We start from the raw sequence: 13,015 nt of genomic DNA, 5'->3' as shown, positions 1-13,015 counted from the left end.
TTTATATATATATAAAAACCACCTCATATGAGGTGGTTTTAAATTATATTTAATTAGTAGTTAAATACTATTAAAATTCAAATCTAACAGAAGTATTCCATGTTCTTCCGAAACCAAAGTATACTCTATTTCTTACATCAATTCCTCTATAAGTAGTTGAACCAGATGTAGCATGAATATTAGTTGCTGAATCAGAAATATACACTTCATTAGTTAAGTTGTTAACGTTAAAACGGAATTTTAATTTCATTTTATCATTAAGCTTTAATTTATATGATACACCTGCATTTATTAATGAGTGACCAGGAAGCTGTAAAGATCCTAACGCTGCTGTAGTTTTACTAGAAAAAGCAGCTGGAGATATACTAGCATATAACCTAGAAGCATAAAATTGATCAATATCAAATTTTAAAGACTCAGTAGCTTCATATGTAAAACCAACTCTAGCTGTTGTTTGTGCTTGATTACCAGCTTTAGCTCCATCTAAGTAAAAAGTAATGTTATCTTGTACTAAATCGTTGTTTTGATCGTACTCAGTACCAATAGCTTCACCTTTGTACTCAAAGTCACCTAAAGATATCATACCTTCAATTTTCAGTTTACCAAACTTAGCAAGAGTTTCTAATTCAATTCCAGAGTGAACTTGCTCAACTCCGTTAATTTGTACAAAGTTACCTCTAACTGAACCTCTTCCTCTTAAAAATCTATCTTTCCATGAAGTTCTATATGCATTTAATTTAACAGCATAGTTTTCATGACTAAATCCATAACCAACTTCATAATTTATGATTTTTTCATTAGTTAAGAATGGATTAATATCATTGTTAGTAAAACTTGTGTATACTGAGTTAAAGAAAGGTTGTTTAGAAATAAAACCAGCATTAAAGAATACGTTATGTGCTTCATTAATGTTCCAGTTAAGTCCCCCTTTAATATTACCTCCAATTAAATTTTTAAAAGAAGATGCTTGTTCAGTACCGTTATGAGCTCCTAAGTTAAAGTAATCAACTCTTTGGAAACCTTGTTGAGAAATACCCCCTTGTAAGTAAGTAGATATTTTATCATTTTTGTATTCTACTTGTCCAAAAGCACCTAACCAACGTACATTACCATCATTGTAATATTCAATTTTTTGTTGATCAGAAATATTTTGCCAAGGGTTAAAGCTTGGAGAAGCTTCAACGAAATCAGTAATATTTCTATTTGGGTTATTTCTATCTCTGCTATCAACATAACCAGTAGCTCCTAATAAGTTGTTTACAACTCTATAGTGAATTCCTTTATAAGTTCTTACGTCAATACCTAAATCCCAACTTAAGTTTTCATTTGCATCATTATGGAAGTTAACAACTGCTCCATACCAGTTATGAGAATTCATAGAAGCTCTTCTTGTTAAACCGTTACTTCTATCACTGATAGTACTAGTTCTATCTGCTCCGAAATCAGGAACACTTCCTCCAGCATTCCACTTAGCGATATCATCAAAACGAACAATACCATTAGAATCTCTTAATCTTGAATCAAAGTCTCTGATGTTATTTACATCTCCAATAGGACCTGTTCCTCCTCCACGTCCCCATGAAGCATAAACTACAGTTGATAATTTTGAAGCATCAGAAATTGTCCAGTCATGGTTTAATGACATAACAGGCTTGTGGTAAAAGTTTCTTCTAAATGAAAACTCTTCTCCATTTAAATATCCCCAAGCTGCGTTGTATTTAATATTTGGCTCTCCACCTACTCCATATTTTTGGTAAGTAGAAATAGATTCAGCATAACTTCTTTGGTTGTGCCATTGTGGAGCTCCTGTAAAAGTAAATTCTAATTGGTGATCATCATTTACTGCATACCCTAATCCAATAAAATAGTTATGCCCAACAGCTTTTGTACCATCAACGTAACCATCTTGTTGTGTTCTACTTAATAAAATAGAAGCAGAAAGACCGCTTTCTAATTTACCTGTAGAATATGATGCTCTGTATTTCATATAGTTATCATTACCATAACTAAATCCTACATTACCACCTTCTCTTTGTTGTGAAGTTTTTGTTACAATATTAACTGTACCTCCAACAGAAGCATTAGCTAATTTAGAAGAACCTAAACCTCTTTGTACTTGCATAGCTGAAGTAACATCAGATAACCCCATCCAGTTAGACCAGTATACTCTACCATTTTCCATATCATTTACTGGAACACCGTTAATTAAAACAGCAACATTTTCTTGATCAAAACCTCTAATAGAAAGTCTAGAATCACCAAAACCACCACCTTGTTTAGTTGCATAAACTGAAGGTGTAGATTTTAAAATTTCAGGAAACTCTTGAGATCCTAACTTCTCTTGAATTTCTTCAGCTCTAATAGTAGAAGATGCAACTGGAGTTTGTCTATCTTTAGCGATATCAATTACTCCTGTAATAACTACTTCCCCTAATACATTAGATGGTTGTAATTGAATTTGTCCTAAATTGGTTTTAGCTGATGTAAAAGATACATTTTTAGTGTCGTAACCAACAAAAGAAACCTCAACTACTCCTGAATTAGATTTTGAGTTCAACGTAAATTTACCGTTGAAATCAGTTCCAATTCCGTTAGTAGTCCCCTTAACTACAACGTTTGCTCCTGGTAATGGTTCACCCATTTCGTCAACCACAATACCAGTAATCTTGGTTTGTCCTACAACTGCAGCAGTTATAAAAAACAAAGCCACAAGTAATACATTTTTAATTTTTTTCATTATCTAATCTAATTTGTTATTAAATGCTTGGCAAAATTCCTGATTTTTAACTTTACCAATATTAACTTAACGTTAACATTTTTTCAGATAACCTAAAATAAATCACTTATTTTCAATGATTAGAAACAATTCTAATTAATAAAATTTTAACTATATAGTATTTTTTCTGTTAATTCCTTCCCCAATTCAACACCAAATTGATCATAAGAGTAAATATTCCATAAAACTCCTTGAGTAAATACTTTATGTTCATACATTGAAATTAACATTCCTAAAGACTCAGGTGTCAGCTTTTTAAATATAATTGTGTTGGATTGTTTATTCCCTTTAAACACCTTATACGGAAGTAATTTGTTAACTTTTTCAAATTCTCCTTTAGTTTTCAATTCTAAATGCACTTCTTCTTTAGTTTTACCAAAAGACAATGCTTCTGTTTGAGCATAAAGGTTTGCCATTAATTTTTTATGATGATCTGCTAATCCATTCAATGGTTCTTCAAAACCTATAAAGTCAGCAGGAACTATTTTAGTTCCTTGATGCAATAACTGCATAAATGCATGTTGCATATTGGTACCTGTTCCACCCCAAACTATAGTACCCGTTTCATAAGTAACTTCATTACCATTTCTATCTACCCCTTTACCGTTACTTTCCATAACAGCTTGTTGCAAATATTCAGGTAATATATTTAAATATTGAGAATACACAAAAACACCTTCAGTATCACAACGAAAAAAGTTGTTATACCACAGGCTTAATAATGCTAAAATTACTGGTATGTTTTTATCAAAATCAGTCTCTCTAAAATGAATATCCATTTTTTCTGCTCCATTTAACAAACGCTTAAAGTTATCGAATCCAACAGATAAACTTATAGATAACCCAACAGCTGACCATAATGAAAAACGACCACCTACCCAATTCCACATTGGGAAAACATTTTTCTTATCTATCCCAAAATTCAGTACCGCATTAATATTTGATGAAACAGCTACAAAATGTTTTGCTACATCAAAAACTGTTGCTGACTTTAAAAACCAATCTCTTATTGTATTTGCATTAGTTATCGTTTCTTTTGTACTAAATGATTTTGATACAACTATAAATAATGTAGTTTCTGGATTTAATTTTTTTAGTATTTCAAAAACATGGTCTCCATCAACATTTGAAACAAAATGTGTATTTAATTTATTTTTATAAAACTTTAACCCTTCAACAACCATTTTTGGTCCTAAATCTGAACCACCTACTCCTATGTTAACTACATCTGTTATAGCTTTACCTGTATAACCTTTCCATTTTCCTGAAATAACCTTATTACTAAAAGCCTTAATTTTTCTTAAAGCGGTTTGAACAGGAGGTTTTACATCTTTACCATCTACAAAAACAGGTTCATTACTATTACTTCTTAATGCTGTATGAAGAACAGACCTGTCTTCTGTCACATTAATCTTATCACCTGTATAATATTTTTCTATGGCATCTTTCAAATCTATTTCCTCAGCCAAGGAAATAAGTTTACTTAAAGTTTCTTTTGTTATATGATTTTTAGAAAAATCTACATGTAACTCTTCAAAATTTATAGAAAAGTTTTCTTTTCTATTTTTATCTTCTTTAAACAACTTTCTAAGCTGATAATTTTTAGCTTCTCCATAGTGCTTTTCTAATTTCGCCCAGGCTTCTGTTTTTGTAGGATTAATGTTTTTTAAAGGCATAATTACTTGGTAGCTAATGTTTCTTTTTCAACAAAAATAGCTGTAGTTTTTTTAAAAAAAGGAATGCTATCTAATTGTTTTTTTAAAGGTTCTATAAAATTAAAATATCTTGGCTTAATGCTATCTTTTAATGGCTTAGCTGAAGGTAATTTTTCACGAAATGGATCTACTTGTCTACCGTTTTTCCAAAAACGATAACATACATGAGGTCCACTGGTATTACCTGTCATACCTACTAAACCTATAATATCTCCTTGCTTCACATAATCTCCGACTCTCACCTTTCTTCTTTTCATATGCAAATACTGAGTACTATATGTGCTATTATGTTTCACTTTAACATAATTACCATTACCTCCTCTTCTAGCTGATTCCACAACTGTTCCACTCGCAGTTGACATTATTGGAGTTCCATAAGGAGCAGCAAAATCAGTTCCTCGGTGCGCTCTAACTCTACCATATAAAGCTATCTTTCTTCTTAAATTATAACGTGAAGATATTCTATACTGAAACTTTATAGGTGATTTTAGAAAAGTACTCCTTAACATATTTCCTTTCTCATCGTAAAATTCAGCTATATTCTTTATAGAGTCAGCTACAAACTTATAAGCATATAAATCTTCCCCTTTATGATTAAACAAGCCAGCTTTTACTTCTCCATACCCAACAAAAACAGTATCATTAATAAATTTCTCTTCATAAATAAGTTTAAATTTATCACCTTTTTGCAATCTATAAAAATCTAATGTCCATGCATAGATATCTGCTACTGTGTTAGTCAATGTAGGTGTTAACCCTAAACTATCCATAGTAACAGATAAATTAGAATAAATTTCTCCTGCTATTTCTTTTTCTACAATTTTAACTTTCTTTTTATGCTTATATGCAGAAATTACAGAATCTTTAAAATTTATAATTGTTGCATTGACTTTATTATGTTTATAAATAAATACCTGAGCTTTTTTAATTGAATCTTTTGATGTCAATATTGTATATGGTTTTCCAGATCTAACTCTTCTTACATCAAAAGTTTCTTTAATTGTAGTGGCTATTTTATTTATTTTAGGATACATTACATGATGTCTATCTAAAATAAGTCCAAAACTATCTCCATTTTTTATTGTATCATGTACAACATTATAATTATCTAAATTAAACCCATACAAAAGCACTGGTTTTGGTTTTTCAATTACCTTAGTCTCAATTATCTCTCTTTTTTCTTCTTTTTTACAAGAGAATAAAAAAGTAAATAACACTAGTAAAATGGTGATTTTTCTCAAGGAGGTTGTTTTTAATTGCCTATTCTCGCAAAAATACAAATATTTATATTTGTATTTAACACTTTAACAATACTTAAACAACTTAAAGTTAATCTACTATTATTTCGAAAGGATTAGCCAATCCTCTGTATGCTTCTAATTCTGCTCGTAACGACCCAACAGCTAGTGATGCTTTCATTTTAATTGGCACTTTATTATCATCTGCAGTTATCCAAACCGTAACACTTTCTTGTGCCTTAAAAACCCTACCAGCCTGAACTAAAGGTCTAAATTTCTGAGTTTTAACCTTTCCGAATTTTGTTTTTAAAGTTTCATAACCTAAAAAACGAAGTTTAAAAGGGTAACTTTTATCATCAAAAAACATATCTACATTAATCTCTTCTCCCTTTTTCATTTTCTGAGTATCATAACTTCTTAAAAAATAAAAAGTAGATATCATATCTTGAGGACTCTTTATTGAAATAACACTATCTTTTTGCTTTGTAAAATCTTGTACATAAGCTGTATTATTTTCATAGTTAAAAGACACATTTCTTTTTTTCTTAAAACCTCCTTCATTAATATCCCTTTTAAATAAATATGGCTTTACCTCATCAGCTGTAAAATAGCTTTCATACTTATCTTTCACTTCAAAAAACCAACTTATCATACCAGTAGTCCAACCTCTTCCTGTTGCATGAATTACATTTCTATTTTTTAACTTTTCATCTTTTAATTCTAACACGGCAGTTCCAGCTCTTAAAAAACCACTGTAACTCATTTTATAACGCAACCATTCTCCTCCTTTAAAAGCCACAGGTCTTTCTTGAGATGAAACATTTATTGCTAAACAAAGCAATACTATTAATAGTTTATTTATTTTCATAATATTCAAACTTATGAAATTTAATAGACAATTACCATTCCAAAAATAAAAAACCATTAATTCAATAAATTAATGGTTTTTTATTTTTTAAAAGGTTCCCCAATTTTTCAATTCTTCTTCACTCCATAAATAAGGAAAAAATATTCTACGCTGGTATTTTGGATGCATATATTTGCGCCAATTACTTCCTCCTGTTGCTTCTAAATCTTTTTCTCCACCACCTAAATATTTTCCTGCAGCATTATAATGTGCCATTACCCATTTTACATTTACAGTATAATCATAATGACGCATAGCTTTTACTAATTCTTCATTCTTTTGAACATCCTCAGGTAATTCTTTGAATTTTTTAGACAAATTACAGTCATTGTAATCTTCCATAAACTCAATAAACTCTCCCATATATTTTTTCTCGAAAAGCTTTATAAGTATTGTTTTCTCTCCTGTTTGATGATTTTTACCAGCCGCTTGCCAATACAAATGCTCAAACGCATTTTTAAAAGATGAATCTCGATCAATTGTATCTCTATATCTAACATCAATCAAGTTAATTAACTCTGTTGAAGCAAACTCTATTTTACGATATTGCGCACTTTGAAACCCACTAGCTGGTGCCAAAGTATTTCTAAACTTTAAATACTGATCAACATCCATTCCTTCTCCCATTACACTAAATGAACTGCACAGCATATCAAAATACCTGCTTACCCTCATTAAGTGTTTTGAAAATTTTTCTGCTGTTATTACTTTTTTTGAAAGTGAAATTTGATCAATTTCCCATAATATCATTTTAAACAACAGTTCATTTACTTGATGATACATGATAAAAACCATCTCATCTTTTTCTGTTGTTCTAGGAATTTGTAAACCTAACAAAGCATCAGTTTGGATATAATCCCAGTATGTAATAGGTGTACTATGCAACAATCCTTCTAACATAGTATTTAAAGGTACACCTAATTTTTCATACTTCTCTTCTAATGCTTTTAATATATCGTCTTTACTCATTTATCTATTTTTTAATTAAAATTTATTTTATATTCTGATTAAAATAAATTTTATGAGAAAGGTGATTTAATATTTTTAAAAATCTGATTCATTTTTTTATAAAAAAGAGAACCAAGAATTTAGAGTTTTATCTTTTTCTTGGTTCTGTTAATCTTAAGATTTAGGTTTAGAGCGTTCCTCTTTTTGCTTGTTCTCTTTCTATAGATTCAAACAACGCTTTAAAATTACCTGCTCCAAAACCTCTTGCTCCCATTCTTTGAATTATTTCAAAAAACAACGTAGGTCTATCTTCAACTGGTTTTGTAAAAATTTGTAATAAATATCCTTCTTCATCAGCATCAATCATTATTGATAGCTTTTGTAACTCACCAATATCTTCTTTCATCATATCTCTATGCTCTCCTAATCTATTAGGAATATCATCATAATATGCTTGTGGTGGTGGTGGTAAAAACTCAACTCCTCTTGCTTTTAATTGACTTACAGTAGAGATTATATCATCAGTAGCTACTGCAATATGTTGCACTCCTGCTCCTTCATAGAAGTCTAAATATTCTTCAATTTGAGATCTTTTCGCTGCTTTAGCTGGTTCATTAATAGGAAACTTAATACGTCCGTTTCCATTAGACATCACTTTACTCATTAAAGCTGAGTATTCAGTATGAATTTGTTTGTCATCAAAAGACAAAAAGTTTTCAAACCCCATTACTTCTTCATACCATTTAACCCAAACATCCATTTGGTTCCACCCTACATTTCCAACCATATGATCAATATATTTTAATCCTACTGGCGTTGGGTTATAGTCAGATTCCCACTTTTTGAATCCTGGCATAAACGTACCTTTATAATTTTTACGCTCAACAAACATATGAACCGTTTCTCCATAAGTATAAATTCCAGCTCTAACAACTTCACCATGCTCATCTGTTTCAACAGTTGGCTCCATATAAGACTTCGCCCCACGCTTGGTTGTTTCTTCATATGCGCTTCTTGCATCATCTACCCAAAGAGCTACTATTTTTACACCATCACCATGCTTCACAATATGATCATTAATAGGTGATTTACTGTTTAAAGGAGTTGTTAAAACTAAACGTATTTTATCTTGAACTAATACATAGCTTACTGAATCAGTAGAACCTGTTTCTAAACCTTTGTAGGCTAATGATTGAAAACCGAATGCCGTTTTATAAAAGTGTGCTGCTTGTTTTGCATTACCAACATAAAACTCTACATAATCTGTTCCTAACAATGGAAGGAAATCTTGTGCTCCTTCAAATATTTTTTCTAAACCGTAGTTTACTGATTTTACTTCTTTTTTACTCATAATAAAACCCCATCCTAACCTTTCTTTGACAGAAAGAAACTCTTAACTGGGAATTAAAAGTCTTTAATTTTTTATTTATTAAACTATAACCTATGTTAAAAAGAAATAGTTTTATTTACCTTATATTCAACCACTAACACTGAACTAATTATTCTAACCAAGATTTGTAATAATCTTCATCTGCAATTTTCATTGCCTCTTCAGTAACTTGTAATGGTTTAAATGTATCAACCATTACAGCTAATTCTTCAGTTTCAGTATGACCAATACTTCTTTCAGCTGCTCCTGGGTGTGGACCATGAGGAATTCCCGCTGGATGCAAAGAAATATGACCTTGATCAATATCATTCCTACTCATAAAATCACCATCTACATAATATAAAACTTCATCTGAATCTATATTACTATGATTATACGGTGCAGGAATTGCTTTTGGATGATAATCATATAAACGTGGCACAAAACTACAAATTACAAATGCATTAGTTTCAAAAGTTTGATGAACTGGTGGTGGTTGATGAATTCTACCAGTAATTGGTTCAAAGTCATGTATAGAGAACGCATATGGAAAATTATAACCATCATAACCTACTACATCAAAAGGATGAGATGCATATACCATTTCTATAATTTCTCCTTGTTTTTTCACTTTAATTAAAAAATCACCTAACTCATTATATGTTTCTAGTTCTTCCGGCCTTCTTAAGTCTCTTTCACAAAAAGGTGAATGCTCTAGTAATTGACCAAACCAGTTTCTGTAACGTTTTGGTGTATATACAGGTGAATATGATTCTACAATGAATAATCTATTATTTTCATCATCAAAATCTAGTTTATAAATAATTCCTCTAGGAATCACTAGGTAATCTCCGTATTTGAACTCTATGTTCCCTAACATTGTACGGAGTTTCCCTGTACCTTTATGAATAAAAATTACTTCATCAGCGTCTGTATTTTTATAAAAGTAATCTTTAGTAGACTCTTTCGGAGCTGATAAAATTATATTACAATCTGAATTTGTTAATACAACTTTTCTACTTTCTAAATAATCATTTTCAGGAGGAACTTGAAATCCTCTGAAACGATAAGATTGTATATTATTAGCTTTTGCTATTTTTGGCGCAACTGAATACTGTTTACGAATCTCTTTGACCATTGTTGGTCTATGTTCATGATAACTATTAGTAGACATTCCGTCAAAACCAATAGTTCCAAATAATTGTTCGTAATACAAACTTCCATCTTCCTTACGAAATTGAGTATGACGCTTTGGTGGAATTTTTCCTAATTTATGATAAAAAGGCATATTTATTTTAGTTTAAAGATTAATACTTAAATTTTTATTGTCTTTAAACTTTATTATTCGGGATTTCTCTTTATGAGAAACTTTAGAAGTATAAGCAAGTCTTCAAAAGGACTACAAGCCATCATAATTTATAATTCTTCTTACAAATATACAGAATATTCTATCTATTAAATATCGAAATTTCAAAACATTAGTTTTTTTTATTTAAATTTAATCTAAATAAGTTTTGTTGTTACATTTTAATGAAATATTTTTGCTGAATTAAATTTTATTAAATCTAAATAAATACAATGAAAGGAGTAATAACTGCCATTATGCTATTTTTAGTAATGGCTCATTCTGTAGCGCAAGGGGGATCTATCAGCGGAACAGTAATAGACAACAATAACGAACCTTTAATAGGTGTTAACGTAATAATTAAAGGAACTAAAAATGGAACTCAAACAGACATTGATGGTAATTTTAAATTAAACACTAACAATAGAGGTGAAAAAACACTTGTCATTTCTTATATCGGATTTAAAACTAAGACTTTAGTAACCGATGGAAATTCAAAAAAATTAACAATTACAATTTATGAAGGAAATGAATTACTTAATGAAGTAATTGTAGACACAAATAGAAAAAATAAATTTTCGAGAAAAAAATCAGCTTATGTAGCAAAATTACCTTTAAAAAATATTGAAAACGCTCAAGTTTACAGTACTGTTACCAATCAATTATTAATTTCTCAATCAGTTATTAGTTTTGAAGAGGCGCTAAAAAACAGTACGGGTGTAGAAAAATTATGGTCATCAACTGGTAGAAGTGGTGATGGTGCAGGTTATTATGCAATTCGTGGTTTTTCAATTCAACCTCAACTAGTAAATGGAGTACCAGGAATAACAAATGGATTTATTAATCCTGATAATGTTGAAAGAATTGAAGTTGTTAAAGGACCATCTGCTACTTTGTTTGGAAGTACTGTGACTTCTTATGGTGGTTTAATTAATATTGTAACTAAAAAACCCTACAAAGGAACTGGAGGAAACATTACTGTTGGTGGAGGTTCTTTTGGGTTTAAAAAGTTAACAGTTGATTTTAACACGAACCTTGAAGATAACGAGGATATTTCATTACGATTTAATGCTGGATATCAAACTGAAGATAGTTTTCAAGATGCTGGATTTAGAAAATCTTTATTTTTAGCTCCTGCCATTTCTTATAAAGTAAATAATAGGTTAACATTAAACTTTAACTATGAGCTTTCATCTACTGATCAAACTAACCAAGCTTTTTTATTTTTAAATAGAGGAGCTGCGTTAACTTTTAAAAATTTAGGTGAACTAAATTACGACAGAAACAAATCATTAACTAGTAATGATATTTCTATTAAAAACCCAACTCAAAATTTCAGAGGAGAGATTGCTTATAAAGTTTCTGATAATTGGTCATCACAAACAATTATTGCTGGTGGTAATGCTAAATCCAAAGGACATTACACTTATTTATATAATCTTCGCGCAAATTTATTCGGTTTATATGCTCAACAAACAGATGCAGAAACTAATACATTAGCATTACAACAAAACTTTACTGGTGATTTTAAATTAGGAACTATTAGAAACAGAGTTGTAATTGGTGTTGATTATTTAAAATCTCAAATTATGGATAATAGTTCTGGTTTCAGAGGAATTAATGTTACAACACCACAAGGTCAATTAATTCCAGTACCAGCAGCTTTTGGTTTCGCAAATTTGCCTACAAATCAAGCTAGCCTTAGTGCTGTTTTAGCAAATGTTCCAAGATCAAATACTGATATTAATCAAGATGTTCTTAGTGGATATATTTCAGACGTAGTAAATATTTTACCAGAATTATCTGTTATGGCGGGAGTTCGTTATGATAGATTCAAATATGATGGTGATGCAAACGATGCTACTGATGATCAAAAAGCATATTCAAAATCTACTTTTTCACCTAAGTTTGGAATTGTTTACCAACCTATACTGAATCAATTATCAGTATTTGCTAATTATCAAAACGGCTTCTCATACGTAAACCCAGAAATAGTACCTATTGATGTAGCTAACCCTGCTGCTGGAACAAAATTACAATCATACGATTTAGAACAAGCTAACCAATTAGAGTTTGGTGTAAAAACAAACTTATTCAATAATAAATTAGAAGCTTCTCTTAGCTACTATGATATTACTGTAAAAGATAAAATAATGGGATTCGGTGCTAGCAAGCAACAAGACGGAACTGTTAATAGTAAAGGTTTTGAGTTAGAACTAAATGCTAATCCTATAGAGGGCTTAAACCTTCGTGGTGGATTTAGCTATAATGATGCTAAAGTAACAAAATCAGTTTCTAGGCCAGATTTAATTGGAAAACGTTTAGCTGAAGCTGGTCCAGAAACATCATACAACTTTTGGGCTGATTATAAATTCTTAGAAGGAATTGCTAAAAACTTTGGTTTAGGTTTCGGTGTTAATGGTGCTAGTGATTATAACACTATGGTTGGTTACCCTATAGCTGGTGATTTTATTCTTCCAGCATACACCATTTTTAATGCTTCTCTTTACTATGAGCATGATAAATTTAGAATAAGTGTAAAAGCAAACAATTTAACTGACAAAGAATATTATAAAGGTTGGAGTACGGTAACTCCGCAAGCACCTAGAGCATTTTTAGGAACTTTAACATATAAATTTTAATAATAATTTTCACATAAATTGTGTCTATTATAATTTGAATTGTCATTTATTAAATGCGAGCATAACTCATTGTTT

Annotated in this window: 8 protein-coding genes; 1 reads left to right on the top strand and 7 read right to left on the bottom strand. The window is 30.4% G+C overall.

All coding sequences use genetic code 11. The features are described from left to right. Positions 1-70: 70 nt before the first annotated feature. From BLV71_RS06155 to BLV71_RS06125, 7 genes are all read right to left on the bottom strand, one after another. A complete protein-coding gene (locus BLV71_RS06155; protein ID WP_093869701.1) occupies positions 71-2,737 on the bottom strand; it encodes a TonB-dependent receptor in 2,667 nt (888 codons plus the stop codon). 146 nt (positions 2,738-2,883) lie between these two features. Next, positions 2,884-4,452, bottom strand: a complete 1,569-nt coding sequence (gene pgi / locus BLV71_RS06150) for a glucose-6-phosphate isomerase (protein WP_093869700.1) — start codon at positions 4,450-4,452, stop codon at positions 2,884-2,886. A 2-nt stretch (positions 4,453-4,454) separates the two neighbouring features. After that, complete coding sequence (locus BLV71_RS06145; RefSeq protein ID WP_093869699.1) at positions 4,455-5,732, bottom strand: M23 family metallopeptidase; 1,278 nt, start codon at positions 5,730-5,732, stop codon at positions 4,455-4,457. 88 nt (positions 5,733-5,820) lie between these two features. After that, positions 5,821-6,597, bottom strand: coding sequence for a DUF3108 domain-containing protein (locus BLV71_RS06140; protein WP_093871975.1), 777 nt, complete (start codon positions 6,595-6,597; stop codon positions 5,821-5,823). Between the two features lie 87 nt (positions 6,598-6,684). Further along, on the bottom strand, positions 6,685-7,605 hold the full coding sequence (locus tag BLV71_RS06135; protein ID WP_093869698.1) for a tryptophan 2,3-dioxygenase family protein: 921 nt from the start codon (positions 7,603-7,605) through the stop codon (positions 6,685-6,687). A gap of 166 nt (positions 7,606-7,771) precedes the next feature. Then, complete coding sequence (gene hppD, locus BLV71_RS06130) at positions 7,772-8,935, bottom strand: 4-hydroxyphenylpyruvate dioxygenase (protein ID WP_093869697.1); 1,164 nt, start codon at positions 8,933-8,935, stop codon at positions 7,772-7,774. 148 nt (positions 8,936-9,083) lie between these two features. Next, positions 9,084-10,241 carry a homogentisate 1,2-dioxygenase gene (locus BLV71_RS06125; protein ID WP_093869696.1) on the bottom strand — a complete coding sequence of 386 codons (1,158 nt, stop codon included), beginning with the start codon at positions 10,239-10,241 and terminating at the stop codon, positions 9,084-9,086. A gap of 290 nt (positions 10,242-10,531) precedes the next feature. On the opposite strand from BLV71_RS06125, the gene BLV71_RS06120 reads away from it, so the two are divergent. Beyond that, complete coding sequence (locus BLV71_RS06120) at positions 10,532-12,940, top strand: TonB-dependent receptor (RefSeq protein ID WP_093869695.1); 2,409 nt, start codon at positions 10,532-10,534, stop codon at positions 12,938-12,940. Positions 12,941-13,015: the final 75 nt, after the last annotated feature.

The organism is Tenacibaculum sp. MAR_2010_89 (assembly GCF_900105985.1).
GTDB classification, from domain to species: Bacteria; Bacteroidota; Bacteroidia; order Flavobacteriales; family Flavobacteriaceae; genus Polaribacter; species Polaribacter halocynthiae.
The sequence above is the reverse complement of the archived record's forward strand: the minus strand, read 5'-3'. Positions and strand labels throughout refer to the sequence as shown.

What these genes read in the sequence shown, in the direction of transcription:
- BLV71_RS06140 (WP_093871975.1), bottom strand. Translation starts at nt 6,597, where the DNA reads ATGAAAATAAATAAACTATTAATAGTATTGCTTTGTTTAGCAATAAAT.
- BLV71_RS06120 (WP_093869695.1), top strand. Translation starts at nt 10,532, where the DNA reads ATGAAAGGAGTAATAACTGCCATTATGCTATTTTTAGTAATGGCTCAT.
- BLV71_RS06135 (WP_093869698.1), bottom strand. Translation starts at nt 7,605, where the DNA reads ATGAGTAAAGACGATATATTAAAAGCATTAGAAGAGAAGTATGAAAAA.
- BLV71_RS06155 (WP_093869701.1), bottom strand. Translation starts at nt 2,737, where the DNA reads ATGAAAAAAATTAAAAATGTATTACTTGTGGCTTTGTTTTTTATAACT.
- hppD (WP_093869697.1), bottom strand. Translation starts at nt 8,935, where the DNA reads ATGAGTAAAAAAGAAGTAAAATCAGTAAACTACGGTTTAGAAAAAATA.
- BLV71_RS06125 (WP_093869696.1), bottom strand. Translation starts at nt 10,241, where the DNA reads ATGCCTTTTTATCATAAATTAGGAAAAATTCCACCAAAGCGTCATACT.
- pgi (WP_093869700.1), bottom strand. Translation starts at nt 4,452, where the DNA reads ATGCCTTTAAAAAACATTAATCCTACAAAAACAGAAGCCTGGGCGAAA.